The sequence below is a fragment of the Streptococcus sp. Marseille-Q3604 genome (genome assembly GCF_916619785.1).
Lineage (GTDB): Bacteria > Bacillota > Bacilli > Lactobacillales > Streptococcaceae > Streptococcus.
This window is the reverse complement of record NZ_CAKAKM010000002.1, coordinates 762,461-778,816: the sequence shown is the minus strand read 5'-3', so window position 1 is coordinate 778,816 and position 16,356 is coordinate 762,461. Positions and strand designations below refer to the sequence as shown.

Annotated in this window: 16 protein-coding genes; 6 read left to right on the top strand and 10 right to left on the bottom strand. The window is 41.8% G+C overall.

The window, feature by feature from the left end:
* Positions 1 to 2: 2 nt before the first annotated feature.
* The gene (locus tag LG375_RS08410; protein ID WP_002889290.1) at positions 3 to 737 is read right to left on the bottom strand and encodes an ABC transporter ATP-binding protein; all 735 of its coding nucleotides are present in this window, start codon (positions 735 to 737) and stop codon (positions 3 to 5) included.
* A 204-nt stretch (positions 738 to 941) separates the two neighbouring features.
* On the opposite strand from LG375_RS08410, the gene LG375_RS08405 reads away from it, so the two are divergent.
* The gene (locus LG375_RS08405) at positions 942 to 3,290 is read left to right on the top strand and encodes an endonuclease MutS2 (protein ID WP_225745613.1); all 2,349 of its coding nucleotides are present in this window, start codon (positions 942 to 944) and stop codon (positions 3,288 to 3,290) included.
* Positions 3,291 to 3,392: 102 nt separating this feature from the next.
* Here the strand turns inward: LG375_RS08405 and LG375_RS08400 are convergent, their stop codons facing one another.
* Positions 3,393 to 3,935, bottom strand: a complete 543-nt coding sequence (locus LG375_RS08400; RefSeq protein WP_225745612.1) for a CvpA family protein — start codon at positions 3,933 to 3,935, stop codon at positions 3,393 to 3,395.
* Positions 3,932 to 4,246, bottom strand: coding sequence for a cell division protein ZapA (gene zapA, locus LG375_RS08395; protein WP_004183554.1), 315 nt, complete (start codon positions 4,244 to 4,246; stop codon positions 3,932 to 3,934). The genes LG375_RS08400 and zapA overlap by 4 nt, the downstream gene beginning before the upstream one ends.
* Before the next feature lie 316 nt (positions 4,247 to 4,562).
* Here zapA and rnhC point away from each other — a divergent pair, with 316 nt between their 5' ends.
* Genes rnhC through LG375_RS08380 form a run of 3 tightly spaced genes read left to right on the top strand, consistent with a single transcriptional unit; the run spans position 4,563 to position 8,660 of the window.
* A complete protein-coding gene (gene rnhC / locus LG375_RS08390; protein WP_225745611.1) occupies positions 4,563 to 5,453 on the top strand; it encodes a ribonuclease HIII in 891 nt (296 codons plus the stop codon).
* An 18-nt stretch (positions 5,454 to 5,471) separates the two neighbouring features.
* A complete protein-coding gene (gene lepB, locus LG375_RS08385) occupies positions 5,472 to 6,095 on the top strand; it encodes a signal peptidase I (RefSeq protein WP_013991198.1) in 624 nt (207 codons plus the stop codon).
* Between the two features lie 60 nt (positions 6,096 to 6,155).
* On the top strand, positions 6,156 to 8,660 hold the full coding sequence (locus LG375_RS08380) for an ATP-dependent RecD-like DNA helicase (protein WP_225745610.1): 2,505 nt from the start codon (positions 6,156 to 6,158) through the stop codon (positions 8,658 to 8,660).
* A 51-nt stretch (positions 8,661 to 8,711) separates the two neighbouring features.
* On the opposite strand, the gene LG375_RS08375 is transcribed toward LG375_RS08380, so the two are convergent.
* From LG375_RS08375 to tsaB, 5 genes are read right to left on the bottom strand one after another with little or no spacing between them, the layout of a single operon-like run.
* Entirely contained in the window at positions 8,712 to 9,038 is a 327-nt protein-coding gene (locus tag LG375_RS08375; RefSeq protein WP_073686400.1) for an AzlD domain-containing protein, read from the bottom strand.
* The gene (locus LG375_RS08370) at positions 9,025 to 9,717 is read right to left on the bottom strand and encodes an AzlC family ABC transporter permease (RefSeq protein WP_225745609.1); all 693 of its coding nucleotides are present in this window, start codon (positions 9,715 to 9,717) and stop codon (positions 9,025 to 9,027) included. Before LG375_RS08370 ends, LG375_RS08375 begins: the two co-directional genes overlap by 14 nt.
* Positions 9,718 to 9,768: 51 nt before the next feature.
* Entirely contained in the window at positions 9,769 to 10,782 is a 1,014-nt protein-coding gene (gene tsaD / locus LG375_RS08365; protein ID WP_225745608.1) for a tRNA (adenosine(37)-N6)-threonylcarbamoyltransferase complex transferase subunit TsaD, read from the bottom strand.
* On the bottom strand, positions 10,782 to 11,237 hold the full coding sequence (rimI, locus tag LG375_RS08360; RefSeq protein WP_225745607.1) for a ribosomal protein S18-alanine N-acetyltransferase: 456 nt from the start codon (positions 11,235 to 11,237) through the stop codon (positions 10,782 to 10,784). Before rimI ends, tsaD begins: the two co-directional genes overlap by 1 nt.
* Positions 11,197 to 11,883, bottom strand: coding sequence for a tRNA (adenosine(37)-N6)-threonylcarbamoyltransferase complex dimerization subunit type 1 TsaB (gene tsaB, locus LG375_RS08355; protein ID WP_225745606.1), 687 nt, complete (start codon positions 11,881 to 11,883; stop codon positions 11,197 to 11,199). The genes rimI and tsaB overlap by 41 nt, the downstream gene beginning before the upstream one ends.
* 260 nt (positions 11,884 to 12,143) lie before the next feature.
* Between tsaB and LG375_RS08350 the strand changes: the two genes are divergently transcribed.
* Positions 12,144 to 12,374 (top strand): DNA-dependent RNA polymerase subunit epsilon, encoded by a 231-nt coding sequence (locus LG375_RS08350; protein WP_002884752.1) that lies wholly within the window; start codon positions 12,144 to 12,146, stop codon positions 12,372 to 12,374.
* A 4-nt stretch (positions 12,375 to 12,378) separates the two neighbouring features.
* The gene (gene rnjA, locus LG375_RS08345; RefSeq protein WP_002884294.1) at positions 12,379 to 14,061 is read left to right on the top strand and encodes a ribonuclease J1; all 1,683 of its coding nucleotides are present in this window, start codon (positions 12,379 to 12,381) and stop codon (positions 14,059 to 14,061) included.
* Positions 14,062 to 14,160: 99 nt separating this feature from the next.
* On the opposite strand, the gene LG375_RS08340 is transcribed toward rnjA, so the two are convergent.
* Together LG375_RS08340 and glnA are read right to left on the bottom strand one after the other, a co-directional pair.
* The gene (locus tag LG375_RS08340) at positions 14,161 to 14,793 is read right to left on the bottom strand and encodes a CHAP domain-containing protein (protein WP_002891908.1); all 633 of its coding nucleotides are present in this window, start codon (positions 14,791 to 14,793) and stop codon (positions 14,161 to 14,163) included.
* A gap of 186 nt (positions 14,794 to 14,979) precedes the next feature.
* Complete coding sequence (gene glnA, locus LG375_RS08335) at positions 14,980 to 16,323, bottom strand: type I glutamate--ammonia ligase (RefSeq protein WP_002884322.1); 1,344 nt, start codon at positions 16,321 to 16,323, stop codon at positions 14,980 to 14,982.
* Between the last annotated feature and the right edge of the window lie 33 nt (positions 16,324 to 16,356).

The following is a 16,356-nucleotide window of genomic DNA, read 5'->3' as shown; positions in this document are numbered from 1 at the left end:
CCTTATCTAGTCTTTTGATAAATAGTTTCCAAATATGCATCATTAGACATGCCATTGCGATACAAATCCTCGATAATATGACCATCTTTTAATAAAAGCATCCGCGATGAATATTTAGCTGCCGCAGGATCATGGGTAACCAGAATAATAGTGATCTCAAATTTTTGATTGATTTCTTGTAATAAAGCCATCAGATTTTCCGAATTTGCAGAATCTAGAGCCCCCGTAGGTTCGTCAGCGATTAAAAGCTTAGAATCATCTACCAGCGCCCTTGCTGTAGCTACACGCTGCCGTTGTCCACCTGACAATTGATTTGGGAATTTATTTCTAAGTTTTGAAATAGATAATTTTTCCAAAACTTCCTCAATTTTTTTCTTAGATAAACTAACTCTCTTTCCTTGAATTTGCAATGGTAAGACAATATTTTCATATACTGTCAACGTCTCTACTAAATTATAGGATTGAAAAATATAGGAAATGTTTTGTGACCGATAATCAGCTAACTCACTGTCTTTTGCATGAACAATATCAAACCCTTCGAAAGAAATATCTCCAGAAGTTGGCTCGTCAATAGTAGAAATACAATTCAATAAGGTGGTCTTACCACTACCACTGGACCCCATAATAGCGAGAAAATCACCTTTATCTACATCAAATGAAACATTGGACAAAGCATGGACAAGATTATCATCCTCACCAAATATTTTACTGACATTTTTTACAATTAATTGACTCATTAGCCAATCCTCCTACTTTTTTATTTTCATAAACAGTATAAGTCAGCTGACCTACATTGGCATGAGTAATTCATGCAGTAAAATGCTAACACTGTATTTGTAAATAATCATGAGTAAAATATGCATAAATTTACTATTTTTGTGAGCAAATCAATTCATTCCACCACCCCGCCCCTCTTGACAGGGTGTGCTATAATAGAAGCTATGAACACAAAGATTTTAGACCAATTAGAATTTAACAAGGTCAAGGACCAGTTCACAGAATACCTGCAGACTGAACAGGCTCAGGCGGAGTTGCGTGACTTGGTGCCTATGACCAATCCAGAAAGAATTCAAAATCAATTTACAGAAATTCAAGAAATGGCAGAGATTTTCGTAGAGCACCATGGCTTTGCCATTGGTAGCTTGCGAGATATTTCTGAGCCCTTGCGTCGTTTGGAACTGGATGCTGACCTCAACATTCAGGAGCTCATTGCCATCAAGAAGGTGCTACAAGCTTCAGCTGACCTCGGTCGCTTTTACGCTGACCTTGAAAATGTAGAACTTATCGCCCTTAAACGTCTTTTCGAAAAGATTGAAGCCTTCCCAAGTCTACAAGGCAGTCTTCAGAGCATCAATGACGGTGGTTTTATTGAGCATTTTGCTAGCCCAGAGTTGCAAAATATTCGTCGTCAACTCAAATCTTGTGATGATGCCATTCGCCAGACCTTACAAGACATTCTCAAGAAATCTGGCCACATGTTGGCTGAGAGTTTGATTGCTAGTCGTAACGGTCGTTCGGTGCTTCCTGTCAAAAACACCTACCGTAACCGTATTGCTGGAGTTGTGCATGACATCTCAAGCTCTGGAAACACAGTATATATCGAGCCACGTGCCGTTATCCAGCTTAACGAAGAAATTACACAATTACGTGCAGACGAACGCCACGAGATGGCTCGTATCCTGCATGAACTGTCTGATCAACTGCGCCCACAAGCTACTGCTATCGCTAACAACGCTTGGATTTTGGGTCACATGGACTTCATTCGAGGAAAATACCTCTATCTCCATGATAAAAAAGCGGTTATTCCAAAGATTAGTGACAACCAAACACTCCAACTGCTTAACGTCCGTCACCCTCTCTTGGTCAATCCTGTAGCCAACGATTTGCACTTTGATGAGGACCTTACGGCCATTGTCATCACAGGTCCCAATACTGGTGGTAAGACCGTCATGCTTAAAACGCTAGGACTAGCACAACTAATGGCTCAATCTGGTCTGCCAATTTTGACTGATAAGGGCAGCCGTGTCGCCATTTTCCAAGAGATTTTTGCGGATATCGGAGATGAACAGTCTATCGAACAAAGTTTGTCAACTTTCTCTAGTCACATGACCCACATTGTTGAGATTCTGAATGCTGCCGACAGTAACAGTCTGGTCTTGGTCGATGAGCTTGGGGCTGGTACCGACCCTCAGGAAGGAGCTAGTCTAGCCATGGCAATCTTAGAGCACCTCCGTTTAAGTCAGATTAAGACCATGGCTACCACTCACTATCCTGAGCTTAAGGCCTATGGGATTGAGACACAACATGTGGAAAATGCCAGCATGGAGTTTGACACAGCGACTTTAAGCCCTACCTATCGTTTTATGCAAGGGGTTCCTGGTCGTTCTAATGCCTTTGAAATTGCTCGACGCCTCGGTTTGAATGAGATTATTGTCAAGGAGGCAGAAAACCTCACGGATACTGATAGTGATGTCAACCGTATCATCGAGCAACTTGAAGCCCAAACTGTGGAAACACAAAAACGTCTGGAACACATCAAGGACGTGGAGCAAGAGAACCTTAAATTCAACCGTGCGGTCAAGAAACTCTATAACGAATTCTCCCATGAATACGACAAGGAACTCGAAAAGGCTCAAAAAGAAATTCAAGAGATGGTTGATACCGCTTTGGCTGAGAGCAATAGTATTCTCAAAAATCTCCACGATAAGAGTCAACTCAAACCTCATGAAGTTATCGACGCCAAAGGAAAACTCAAGAAACTTGCCCCACAAGTGGACCTCTCTAAGAATAAGGTCCTTCGTAAGGCTAAGAAAGAAAAGGCTGCGCGTGCCCCTCGTGTTGGAGATGATATCATCGTTACCGCCTATGGGCAACGGGGTACCCTTACCAGTCAAGCCAAAAATGGTAACTGGGAAGCTCAGGTCGGTCTCATCAAGATGACCCTCAAGGCAGACGAATTCACTCTGGTTCGTGCCCAAGCTGAAGCCCAACAACCTAAGAAGAAACAGATTAACGTGGTTAAAAAAGCCAAGAAGACATCTGGCGGTCCTCGTGCCCGTCTAGACCTTCGTGGGAAACGTTACGAAGAAGCTATGCAAGAGCTTGATGCCTTTATTGACCAAGCCCTACTTAATAACATGAGTCAGGTGGACATCATCCACGGTATTGGTACAGGTGTCATCCGTGATGCTGTTACCAAATATCTCCGCCGTCATCGCCATGTTAAAAGTTTTGAATATGCCCCACAAAGTGCTGGTGGTTCCGGATGTACCATTGCAACCTTAGGGTAAAAATAGATAAGAAAGACTGAGACCTTGTGTTCAGTCTTTTTTCATATGTTACTAAAACAAAGAACAAAAAAGTCTCCCTTAATCAAGGAAGACTTCTATTTTCTATATCACACTTGTCCACAAGTGCTGGATAATCTGACTAACTGGAAAATTCCAATTAATCAAAAGGCGCAAAACCCAGCTAGATGACAAGACCGTTTGAATGTTATTCATGGGAACAGTCGCAAGAATATTCCCCAACATAGTCAAAGGCACAAGACTTACCAAGGAAGCCAAAACACCACCTACCACTTGAAATCGTCTCTGGTCAAGTCGCTCAATTCTCACAAAATGGAAGAAAATCCCAAGAAAGCGCAAACCATAATAAGCCACACAGTAAATGGCAAAATAGGCAACACCTGCATAATAGACGCGGTCAAGTGAAAAAATATTTTGGTCTGTAAAAAAAGCTATACTAGCATCTTTGGTTGGATTGGTATAAGGTACCCAAAGATTGATAGCCTCTCCTAGCGACCGGTAAAAGTAGGCCGCTACACACATGGCAATAATGACTGAAACCACGTAATAAGCTTGCATAAAGAGGCCTCGACGGTAGCCAATGTAGAAATTCCAAGCCACGATAGCTAAGACAAGGAGTCCAATCATGCGTCATCCTCATCGTCATTTGTAGCTGTCGCCTTGACCTTAAGTTGTTCAAGTTGCTTAGCTCTCAATGTTTCCAACTCTTTTTCCATATCTTCAACTTGGATTTCACGTTCCAACTGAGTCGACAAAGAATTGATAGCCATTAGGATAGCAATCGTTTCATTGTCAGCGTTTTTCATCTGCTCTTTGATAATTTTATATTTCTCGTGGGCAACACGCTCAACCTCTTCCATGAATAGGTTATCTTTATCAGTTGTTAGCGTGAGGTTCTTCTCTCCAAAATGAAATTTGTAACGGTTCTTATTTGCCATTTGCTTGTTAGCTGCCAATCAATGGTGGTCACGGATTCGCCACCGCAGCTTCTCCTTATTTTATTGCTTTTATATCGCCATTTTTTAGCAAGATTCAGACACTTACTCTGAGGCGTGTTCGACACTTAAATGCCAACCTATTTCTTCTAATTGTGGAAAAAAGAGCAGGGTTAGGCATTCTCTTTTTAATCATTATATCCTAAATTTTAACTTTCGTAAATTTTAGACTTTGCACTTCTCTAGAAAAATAATTTTCAGGGATTCCGAGTCTGTAAAATATCTACCAATTCTCCTTTTTTGTGCTAAAATAGATTTCATGGGCACAATCGTATTAAAAATGACAGCAGAGCAGATTTCGACACTCCAGAAGGACCTAGCAAGCTATGCGACTGCGACTAAAAATCCTTATGCAAGTTTTTCAGCCAAGGTCGATGGAATAAGTGTCATCGCCTATACTTCAGGAAAGGTAACTTTCCAAGGTGCTAAGCCAGAAATCCTAGCTAGCCGTTTTGGATACCAAGCTGAACCTAAGCATTCACCTGATGGGCAAAACCTAGCCCTAATTGGATCAGACGAAGTCGGAAATGGCTCCTATTTTGGTGGTCTAGCTGTTGTAGCTAGTCTAGTTACCCCAGCTGACCATGCCTTTTTGAAATCTCTAGGAGTTGATGATTCTAAAAATCTTAACGATATCAAGATTCGTCAGATTGCACCTATTTTGGAGAAGAAAATTCCTCACAAGGCACTCCTTCTTTCGCCTAGAAAGTACAATGAAGTGGTTGGAGACGGTAAGAGTCATAATGCTGTGTCCGTTAAAGTAGCCCTCCATAATCAGGCTATCTTCCTATTGTTACAATCAGGTGCTAAACCAGATAAGATTGTCATCGATGCCTTCACCAGCGAGAAAAATTATCAAAAATATCTCAAGAACGAACGTAATCGCTTTGACTTTCCTATTACTTTAGAAGAAAAAGCCGAAGGTAAATACCTAGCTGTCGCTGTGAGCTCTATCATCGCCCGCAATCTCTTCCTGGAAAATCTGGATAAACTCAGCCAAGAAGTAGGTTATACTCTTCCTTCAGGTGCTGGTGCTAAGTCCGACCAGATCGCAGCCAAGCTTCTTCAAGCCTACGGAGATCAGGCTCTCCAAGCTACTGCTAAATATCATTTCGCCAATACTAAAAAAGCCTACCAACGCTTAAAATAACCCTGAAAGGCCTTAACTATGAAAAACAAATGGACCCAATACTTTCTCATTTTCCTTCGTGAATGGGGACTCTTTATCCTCTTTATCACATTCTTCCTCTTGACTCGCCTCTTCCTCTGGCTTCCTGTTCAGGTTGACGGCCACTCAATGGATCCAACTCTCGCCAATAACCAGCGTGTTATTGTTTTGAAACACACGTCCATTGAACGCTTTGACATTGTCGTTGCCAAAGAGGTTGAAAATGGTAAGACGAAACAAATCGTAAAACGTGTCATTGGGATGCCAGGTGATACCATTACCTATCAAAACGATAAACTTACTGTCAACGGCAAAGAAGTCAAGGAAGAATACCTCAAAGAATTTCAGGCTGCCTTTGCCAAAGATAAGCTACAAAAAGAGTATGCATACCGCGATTACTTCCAACAACTGGCTAAAGAATCTAAGGCCTTCACTGTCAACGCGGACAAAAACACTACTTTCTCTGTCACTGTTCCTGAAGGCAAATATTTCCTACTTGGAGATAACCGTATCGTTTCAAAAGATAGCCGCGAAGTTGGTTACTTTGACAAGAGTGCTCTTGTAGGGGAAGTCAAATTCCGCTTCTGGCCACTTAATAAAATTGGTACCGTTGAAGACAACTAAAACCACTAAATAAGATAAGGTTGGGGAAACCCAGCCTTATTATGTATCTAGGAAAAACACATGCAAGAATTTTATTTTTCAGGAACTATCGAACGCGTCATTTTCGAAAACGCTAGTAATTTTTTTCGTATCTTACTCTTAGAGATTGACGAAACGGACAGTGATTTTGAAGACTACGAAATCATTGTCACAGGAACTATGGGGGATGTCATGGAGGGTGAAGACTATACCTTCTGGGGCCAACTAACCAATCACCCTAAATATGGGGAACAGCTACAAATGACCCGCTACGAGCGTTCAAAACCTTCTGCCAGCGGTCTTATCAAATATTTTGCCAGCGACAATTTCAAAGGAATCGGTAAGAAAACGGCCGAGCGTATTGTCGAAATTTACGGAGAAGACCCTATTGACAAGATTCTCGAGGATCCTAGCGAGTTAGAGCAGATCCCCAACCTCTCCAAGGTCAATCGAGAAGCCTTTGTTGCTAAGTTAAAAATCAATTATGGAGCCGAGCAAGTCCTGTCCAAACTTTCTAGCTATGGCCTCACACCAAAGGCCGCCTCACAAATTTTCAACCAATATAAGGAAGAGTCACTAAATCTTATTGAGGAACACCCTTATCTATTAGTAGAGGAGATTCAAGGAATCGGTTTTAAAATGGCTGACCAACTAGCCGAACGTCTCGGAATTGCTAGCGATGCTCCTGAACGTTTACGAGCTGCCTTGATTCATTGTCTACTAGAAGCCAGTATGGAAGAAGGCGACACCTACATAGAAGCCAAAGCCTTGCTTGAACGGACCATCATTCTTTTGGAAGGTGCTCGTCCGATTGAACTTGACCCCGCCTTGGTCGCTAACCAATTAACCAATCTTATCCAAGAGGATAAGGTGCAAAATGTAGAGACTAAAATCTTTGATAATACCCTATATTTTGCGGAACAGGGCATCTATACCCACCTAACTCGTATCATGAAGGACCAACCTGATGTCAGCTCTGAAGACAAAATCTTAGACAGCCTTGAAGGGGTGGAAGAGGAGCTTGGTATTACTTATGATCAGGTTCAAAAAGATGCCATTATCAAAGCCCTACAAAGCAAGGTCTTTATCCTAACAGGTGGTCCCGGAACAGGGAAAACCACTGTTATTAACGGCATTATTAAAACCTATGCTGACCTTCATGGCCTAGATCTCAAAAAGTCTGATTTACCTATTATTTTAGCAGCACCAACGGGACGGGCTGCTCGTCGGATGAACGAACTCACCCAACTACCTAGCGCCACTATTCATAGACATTTAGGCCTCAATAGCGAGGACGATTTTAAGACCTTAGAGGACTATCTCGATTGCGATTTGATTATCATCGATGAGTTCTCTATGGTTGATACTTGGTTGGCCAATCAACTCTTTGAAAGTATCTCTGATTCAACACAAGTTATCATTGTGGGTGACCAAGACCAACTACCTTCCGTAGGCCCTGGCCAAGTCTTGGCTGACCTTTTGCAGATTGATAACTTGCCTAAGGTTTCCCTAACCAAAATTTTCAGACAATCCGAGGATTCCACTATCGTTACCCTGGCTAGTCAGATGCGACAAGGCCAACTACCCGCTGATTTCACAGAGAAAAAGGCTGACCGCTCTTACTTTGAGGCCAATGCCAACCATATTCCACAGATGGTTCCTAAAATCGTCTCTGCTGCGATAAAGAGTGGGATTGCAGCTCAGGATGTTCAGATTCTAGCCCCCATGTACCGAGGACAGGCTGGTATTAACAATCTCAATACCATTATGCAGGACCTACTTAATCCTCAAGAAAAGGCCAATCAGTTCGCCTTTAATGATATCTTCTTCCGCAAGAATGACAAGATTCTCCATCTAGTAAACGATACAGAACTCAATGTCTTCAATGGCGACATCGGAATCATTACTGATCTCATCCCTAGTAAATATACTGAAAGCAAGCAGGACGAAATTTACATGTCCTTCGACGGCAATGAGGTTATCTATCCTCGTAACGAATGGAATAAGATTACTCTGGCCTATGCTATGTCAATCCACAAATCCCAAGGGAGTGAGTTCCCAGTCGTTATCCTTCCCATCACACGCCAAAGTGGGCGTATGCTACAACGTAACCTCATTTACACCGCAATCACACGCGCCAAGAGTAAACTAGTCATGCTAGGGGAAATCGCAGCCTTCGATTATGCTGTTCACAACGAGGGGGCTAAACGAAATACTTATCTCATCCAACGTTTTCTACAAACTTATACACAAGCTGTTGATAAGTCTGTAGAAAAGATTGTTAAAAACGAGGCAACAGACGCATCCAATCAAACCAAAAAGGAAAACAACGGATCCTCAGAACCCCTTGAAAACAAAGACATTTCGGGAAATATAAATCTATCTCCAGCTCTTATTAACACTTATTCACAGCCTGTGGATAAGTCTGTTAACAAACCTGTGCAAACCGAAGAAAACTATCGTTTAACTGAAGATAATTGGTCAACTGTAGATCCAATGATTGGTCTCAGTGAAGACGATATTGCTGCCTTTTTTAACAATAACTAAAAAAGACTTGGAAAGCGACTCACTAAGAGCAACTCCAAGTCTTTTCATTTACTAAAACACTAAACGAATCAGGGCCATAGACACTATACCGACGATTACTGCATAGAGCAGATTTTTGCTCTTAAATGCTACAATTACCGTTGGCACAGTAGCCAGTATTTCCATCCACTTAAACTGTGGCAAGTGACCAATCTTCTCAGTCGTGAGACTAGAGAGAATCAGAGCAAAGAGGATAGAAACTGGTAAGTAGTGCAAAAATCGAACAACGATATCTGGTAAGCCCTTGTATTTCACTAAAACAAAGGGGAGAACACGGGGCACCCAGCTGACCACAAACCCAAGTAGAATAGCAATGAGAATAAACTTATTGACAGCCATCACACATCACCCCCACACTACATCCAACCAAAGTAGCCACTAAAACAGCCAAAGATTCCGACAAGATGACACTAAAGCTCAGATAAGCCACAGCAATAGATAGTAAAATCAAGAATAGCTTACGCACGCCTTCACCTAACAAAGCATCTATCTGACTACTTAACAAACCTATAAACATGGCAATCAAGGCAAAATCCAAACCAAAAAGCTCAGGATTAGGAATCATGGAACCAATCAAACACCCAACAACTGATGATACAATCCAAACCAGATAGCTGAAAATATTGTTCCCATGCATCCAGTTCGCAGAAATATCTTTATGATGCACATATTCTCCCAACAAGACACCATAACTTTCATCCGTAATCAGACTACCAATTCCCAGCTGATTCCAGAGGCTTGTTTTTGTAAAAATCGTCGTTGCATGTAAACTCATCAACATGTTACGCAAATTAACTAAGAAAACAGTCAAGGTTAACTCACCAAGGCTAGCTCCTGCAACTACTAATGCACACATAGCAAACTGAGCCGAGCCACCATAGACCAAGGCACACATGAGGCCAACCTCAAGGGCCGATAGACCAGAAGCCGCCGCTACAACACCAAAGGCTAGGCCAATAGCCACATATCCTAGGGCTGTCGGTACTGCAGCTTTTACACCTAAACGAAAGGCAGACATACTCAATTCCTTTCTAAAGGAACCTCTTACCAGACTAGTAAGAGGTTCTTCTTATTCTTCAAATCCTGCAAAGGCAAGACTTGGTTTTGCATTCAAGTCCAACTCAGCAAAATGTTTCTGATCACATTCAATGGCAGCTGCTAGGGCAATCATGCCAGCATTATCACCACAGAGACGTAAAGGCGGAATAACCACATCTACATCCGTAATTTCTTCAGCCAAACGTTCACGTAAGCCCTGATTAGCTGCTACGCCACCAGCAACAACAAGTGTCTTAACAGGATAACGTTCCAAGGCTTTCTTAGTCTTAGCTAGGAGAATATCCAACACAGCAGCTTGGAAGGAAGCACAAAGGTCCTCTTTGACTAGAATTTCTCCCTTCTGTTCTGCATTGTGATGCAAATTGATGAAAGCAGACTTTAGGCCTGAAAATGAAAACTCCAAGTGGTCTTCCTTAATCATAGCGCGTGGAAAATCATAAACATCTTTCCCTTTATGAGCCAATTCATCAATTTCACGCCCAGCTGGGTAGGTCAAACCCATCACACGCCCAACCTTATCATAGGCCTCACCAACTGCATCATCACGTGTCTCACCAACAATCTTGTAATTTCCTGGTTCTGACACATAAACCAACTCTGTGTGTCCCCCAGACACCAAAAGGGCTAGGAGGGGGTATTCCAATTCTTGCACCTCACGCGCTGCCATAAGATGCCCAGCCATATGATTAACTGGAATCAAAGGCAATCCATGTGCCCAAGCGAAGGCCTTAGCCGCTGCCATCCCGACCAAGAGCGCTCCGACCAAACCAGGACCATAGGTTACTGCTACAGCATCTAGTTGTTCAGCAGTAATACCCGCCTCTGAAAGGGCATCCTTAATGCAAAGAGTCACCACTTCCACATGGTGACGACTAGCCACCTCAGGGACAACACCACCAAAACGTTTATGGCTTTCCACCTGACTGGCAATAATATTACTCAAAAGTTCCTTCTCATTTTTCAAAACAGCAACTGAAGTCTCGTCACACGAGCTCTCCACTGCCAAAATATATCTATCTGCCATTAGACTTCCTCTCGCCTCATGATAACTGCATCTTCTTGAGGCTCATGATAATAATTTTTCCGAATTCCTAGACTTTCAAAACCAAATTTTCTATAAAGCGCCTGAGCGACTTGATTTGAAGTCCTCACTTCTAGAAATATAGGCTCACTACGATTTTCCAAATGCTTCATCAACTGACTAGCATAACCACGCCCTTGATAAGCTTTTAAAACGGCGATATTGGTCACCTCAAGCTCACCCACCAAATTTTGAAGGGCTAAAAAACCAACAACTTCTTCCTGATCATACACATAGAAATATTCCGTAGTATCTAAAGCCAAGTCTGCTACCACTTGTTCCATCGTCCACGGAGACTTGTCATAAACATCCGACAAAATCTGATAAATCAGTTGAGCTTGCTCTTGGCTACTCAGTCTAGACGCGCTTGATGTAGTTGTCACGGTTAGTCTCCTCATGCGTCTTAAGCCAATTCTCCTCTGCCTCAACCCGCTTCAAGTAATGTGGAACAAAAGCATCCACATCAACAGAAGGCAAGGACAAGCCTAAATGACCAATTAACTGAGCTGATGGAAGGCTAGACAAAATCGTTGCCTCTGGAAGATTTTCCTTAATCTGATCCGCAAAATTAGCCACTTCACCGACAAATGTCACCTTTTCATAAACTTTAGCTTGCTCAAGAACATCTGTAAAGGCAGCATGACAATCAGGGACGATAGCCTGACCATTTTCATAAAAACCAACGTAAACATTATTACGACGGGCATCCATGATAGGAATCACAACACCGACAACCGAAAGGTTTGTCAGCGCCTGTAGACTTGAAACCCCCACTAAATCAATGTCAAGCGCATAGGCTAACGTCTTAGCTGTTGCGACAGCCACACGAAGCCCGGTGTAGGATCCAGGCCCCTGTGCAACCACAATACGTTCTAAATCAGACGGCTGCCAGCCTGCCTGAGCAACTAAAAAATCAATGGTGGGCATTAGACTAATACTGTGGTTCTTTTTTACTGTGACAGTTGTCTCTGCCACTAGTTTCTCATCTTCTAACAAGGCTACTGATAAAGCAGTGCTAGAAGTATCAAATGCTAATATTTTCATCTTTTTTCCTTGTTTCCTTTTATGCTTTTCTATTATAACACAAGTCACTGTTTCCCAGAAACGAACATTTTCCAACTTTTTCCGCCATTTTCTTTATCTAGCCCTTATCTTATGGTACAATAATAGTAATTGTTAAACGAATCAAGGCTACTAGCTATTACTCATAAAGTGAATATCATAACGTCAAGTAAATCATGGAAAGATTAACTTGACCGGTTTTTTTATAGAATGGCAGAGCCTTTTGGAAAGAAAGGAAAACCATGATTTATAAAGTCTTTTACCAAGAAACTAAAGAGCGTAATCCACGCCGTGAACAGACAAAATCACTCTACCTAGATATCGATGCAGAAACTGAACTTGAGGGACGTATCCAAGCTCGTCAAATCATCGAAAAAAACACTGCCTATAACATCGAATTCATTGAGCTCCTCTCAGAAAAAGCCCTTGAATACGAAAAAGAAACAGGCGTTTTTGAAGTAACGGAGTTCTAAGACCATGGCATCAAAAATCAATCTAAAACCTGAAGAAGTTGGGGTTTATGCGATTGGTGGTTTGGGGGAAATCGGTAAAAACACCTATGGTATTGAATACCAAGATGAGATTATCATCGTCGATGCGGGTATTAAATTCCCCGAAGACGATCTTCTCGGAATCGACTATGTCATCCCAGACTATTCTTACATCGTTGAAAACGTTGATCGTGTAAAGGCACTTGTCATTACCCACGGTCACGAAGACCATATTGGTGGGATTCCCTTCCTTCTTAAACAGGCAAATATCCCAATTTATGCAGGACCGCTTGCTCTTGCTCTTATCAAAGGAAAATTGGAAGAACACGGACTACTTCGTGACGCACAACTCTACGAAATTAATGCTAATACAGAGCTTACTTTCAAAAATATGAGCGTGACCTTCTTCCGCACTACTCACTCAATTCCAGAACCTCTCGGTATTGTCATCCATACACCTCAAGGTAAAATTGTGTGTACCGGTGACTTTAAGTTTGACTTCACCCCAGTAGGGGAACCAGCAGACCTTCACCGTATGGCTGCACTTGGTGAGGAAGGTGTTCTTTGCCTCCTCTCAGACTCAACCAATGCTGAAGTACCAACTTTCACTAATTCCGAGAAGGTTGTTGGCCAATCCATTATGAAAATTATTGAAGGCATCCACGGACGTATTATTTTCGCCTCATTTGCCTCAAACATTTTCCGTCTTCAACAAGCTGCCGAAGCCGCTGTAAAAACTGGCCGTAAGATTGTTGTCTTCGGACGTTCTATGGAAAAAGCCATTGTCAATGGGGTTGAACTAGGTTACATCAAGGTTCCAAAAGGGACTATCATTGATCCTAGTGAGATGAAAAACTATCATGCCAGTGAGATTCTTATCATGTGTACCGGTTCTCAAGGGGAGCCTATGGCGGCCCTTGCACGTATCGCCAATGGTATGCACCGCCAAGTGACACTACAACCTGGTGACACTGTCATCTTCTCATCTAGTCCTATTCCAGGGAACACCACTAGCGTTAACCGTCTGATTAATACCATTCAAGAAGCTGGTGTTGATGTTATCCACGGTAAAATCAACAATATCCATACCTCTGGACACGGTGGTCAACAAGAGCAAAAACTAATGCTTCGTTTGATAAAACCAAAATTCTTCATGCCTGTTCACGGTGAATACCGCATGCAGAAAGTCCACGCAGGTCTTGCTGTTGATTGTGGCGTTCCCAAAGATAATATCTTCATTATGGAAAATGGTGATGTCTTAGCCCTAACAAAAGACTCTGCGCGTCGTGCAGGTCACTTCAATGCCCAAGATATCTATGTTGATGGTAATGGTATTGGGGATATCGGAGCCGCGGTTCTTCGTGACCGTCGTGATCTTTCTGAAGATGGTGTTGTACTTGCCGTAGCTACTGTTGACTTCAAGTCTAAGATGATTCTAGCTGGTCCAGACATCCTCAGTCGTGGCTTCATCTATATGCGTGAATCTGGCGATCTTATCCGCGAAAGCCAACGCATTCTATTCAATGCTATTCGTATCGCTCTTAAGAACAAAGATGCTAGCATCCAATCTGTTAACGGAGCTATCGTCAATGCTTTACGCCCATTCCTATATGAAAAAACAGAACGTGAACCAATCATTATTCCAATGATTCTCACACCTGATAAATAAAAAATGGTAGCCATCTAGCTACCATTTTTTAAGTTTAAATCTAGTCCAATACACAATCCTTCAGTAAGTAAAAAAGCGCTATAAGCGCTTCTTTTCGTTTTATGCACCTGGATAAATGTAAGATACTGAACCTGGTGTTAGTGAATTTTGTGGATCAAACCAACCACGATAGTTATTGATTTGTTGTTGACCTTGATAATTTGACTCCAAGATCTGAATTTGACCATCTTGACCAACTTGTGTTACATAACCAACGTGACCATAACCACCATCAGTCCAACATACAATTGATCCTGTCACAGGTGTTGAACCTACAGCATAACCTTGGCTAGCAGCGCTTCCGGCCCAATCGCCACCATTACCCCACCAGTTACTTGCCCATGGAGCGACTTCCTTAACACCCCATGTACATTGACCAACTGGATAACGATTCCAAGTAGCATCTGAATCAGTAGCTGTTACCTCTGAAGAAGAAACTTCTGTTGTTTCTTCAACTGCCGTAGTAGCTCCTGAAACTTCCAAGCTTCCACCAGGAACAATTGTTGACCAAATAGTCATGCCATTTTCAGCTGCTAATTGATAAGGATCTACACCATACTGACTAGCAATCCCGAAGAATGAATCTCCATTTTGAACTGTATAAGTATCAGCATTAACTGTTTGTGCGACTGTAAGACCGAGCAATAATGCACTTGAGGCTGCTGCCAAAGCAGCTTTTTTTGTAGTTTTCATATTTCCCCCTGAATAAGATTAATATGGAATTAGTTTAACACTCTCATATTTTAATGCGATTAAGGAGAAATAAAGAAATATGACAAAAGAAAACAGCTCAGTTAAAACTACGTAATTTGTCCAAGAACTTAATAAATTAAAAAGAAAAAGAAAACCAGGCATAACCTGATTTTCAAATTTAATTTCTTAATAAATGTCCAAGTAGTTATCAATTTCCCATTGTGAAACAAAGGTAGCATAGCTTGCCCATTCCATACGTTTCGCATCAAGGAAGTTTGTATAGATATGATTACCCAAAGCTTGACGAACCACTTCATCTGTTTCCAATGCTTTAAGGGCGTTACGAAGTGTTGATGGCAAATCAATAATACCTGCTTCTTTACGTTCTTCAGGAGACATTGAGTAAATGTTTGTTTCAACTGGATCTGGAGCATCAATCTTGTTAATAATACCATCAAGACCAGCTTCCAAAAGAACAGCAAGTGCCAAGTATGGGTTTGCCATTGGGTCTACTGAACGCAATTCCAAACGTGTACCCATACCACGAGACGCAGGAACGCGGATCAATGGTGAACGGTTGCTACCTGCCCATGCAATATATACAGGAGCTTCATATCCAGGAACCAAACGTTTGTAAGAGTTAACTGTTGGGTTAATAATTGCAGTATAGTTATATGCATGTTTCATCAAACCACCAAGGAAGTAGTAAGCGTCTTGAGACAATTGCATACCACGTGGATCCTCTGGATCAAAGAATGCATTTCCTTCTTCAGTGAAGAGAGACATGTTACAGTGCATACCGCTACCAGCAATACCATATTTAGGTTTCGCCATAAATGTCGCATAAAGACCATGTTTACGAGCGATTGTCTTAACAACCAATTTGAAAATTTGGATATTATCACAAGCCTTCAAAACATCTGTATACTTGAAGTCGATTTCATGTTGACCAACCGCCACTTCATGGTGAGATGCCTCAACATCAAATCCCATTTCTGTCAACACATTAACGATTTCACGACGTGTGTTGTCTGCAAGGTCAGTAGGAGCAAGGTCAAAATAACCACCTTTATCGTTAACTTCAAGCGTAGGATTACCTTGCTCATCTAATTTGAAAAGGAAAAATTCTGGTTCTGGTCCAAGGTTAAATGATTTATAACCAACTTCTTCCATATGACGCAAAGCTTTTTTCAAGTTACCACGAGGGTCACCAGCAAATGGTTCACCCGCAGAAGTATAGATATCACAAATAAGACCAGCTACTGCACCATTTTCATCGCCCCAAGGGAAAACTGTCCACGTATCAAGATCTGGGTAAAGATACATATCAGATTCGTTGATACGAACAAATCCCTCGATTGATGAACCATCAAACATAGCTTTATTTGAAAGTACCTTATCCAACTGTTCATCTGTCGCAGGAATTTCAACGTTCTTCATAACACCAAGGATATCAGAGAACATTAAACGCAAGAAAGTAACATTCTTCTCTTTGACTTCGCGACGAATATCAGCTGCTGTGATTGCCATAATAGGGGTCTCCTTTATAAAAACCAAAAATAA

What these genes read in the sequence shown, in the direction of transcription:
- LG375_RS08410 (WP_002889290.1), bottom strand. Translation starts at nt 737, where the DNA reads ATGAGTCAATTAATTGTAAAAAATGTCAGTAAAATATTTGGTGAGGAT.
- LG375_RS08405 (WP_225745613.1), top strand. Translation starts at nt 942, where the DNA reads ATGAACACAAAGATTTTAGACCAATTAGAATTTAACAAGGTCAAGGAC.
- LG375_RS08400 (WP_225745612.1), bottom strand. Translation starts at nt 3,935, where the DNA reads ATGATTGGACTCCTTGTCTTAGCTATCGTGGCTTGGAATTTCTACATT.
- zapA (WP_004183554.1), bottom strand. Translation starts at nt 4,246, where the DNA reads ATGGCAAATAAGAACCGTTACAAATTTCATTTTGGAGAGAAGAACCTC.
- rnhC (WP_225745611.1), top strand. Translation starts at nt 4,563, where the DNA reads ATGGGCACAATCGTATTAAAAATGACAGCAGAGCAGATTTCGACACTC.
- lepB (WP_013991198.1), top strand. Translation starts at nt 5,472, where the DNA reads ATGAAAAACAAATGGACCCAATACTTTCTCATTTTCCTTCGTGAATGG.
- LG375_RS08380 (WP_225745610.1), top strand. Translation starts at nt 6,156, where the DNA reads ATGCAAGAATTTTATTTTTCAGGAACTATCGAACGCGTCATTTTCGAA.
- LG375_RS08375 (WP_073686400.1), bottom strand. Translation starts at nt 9,038, where the DNA reads ATGGCTGTCAATAAGTTTATTCTCATTGCTATTCTACTTGGGTTTGTG.
- LG375_RS08370 (WP_225745609.1), bottom strand. Translation starts at nt 9,717, where the DNA reads ATGTCTGCCTTTCGTTTAGGTGTAAAAGCTGCAGTACCGACAGCCCTA.
- tsaD (WP_225745608.1), bottom strand. Translation starts at nt 10,782, where the DNA reads ATGGCAGATAGATATATTTTGGCAGTGGAGAGCTCGTGTGACGAGACT.
- rimI (WP_225745607.1), bottom strand. Translation starts at nt 11,237, where the DNA reads ATGAGGAGACTAACCGTGACAACTACATCAAGCGCGTCTAGACTGAGT.
- tsaB (WP_225745606.1), bottom strand. Translation starts at nt 11,883, where the DNA reads ATGAAAATATTAGCATTTGATACTTCTAGCACTGCTTTATCAGTAGCC.
- LG375_RS08350 (WP_002884752.1), top strand. Translation starts at nt 12,144, where the DNA reads ATGATTTATAAAGTCTTTTACCAAGAAACTAAAGAGCGTAATCCACGC.
- rnjA (WP_002884294.1), top strand. Translation starts at nt 12,379, where the DNA reads ATGGCATCAAAAATCAATCTAAAACCTGAAGAAGTTGGGGTTTATGCG.
- LG375_RS08340 (WP_002891908.1), bottom strand. Translation starts at nt 14,793, where the DNA reads ATGAAAACTACAAAAAAAGCTGCTTTGGCAGCAGCCTCAAGTGCATTA.
- glnA (WP_002884322.1), bottom strand. Translation starts at nt 16,323, where the DNA reads ATGGCAATCACAGCAGCTGATATTCGTCGCGAAGTCAAAGAGAAGAAT.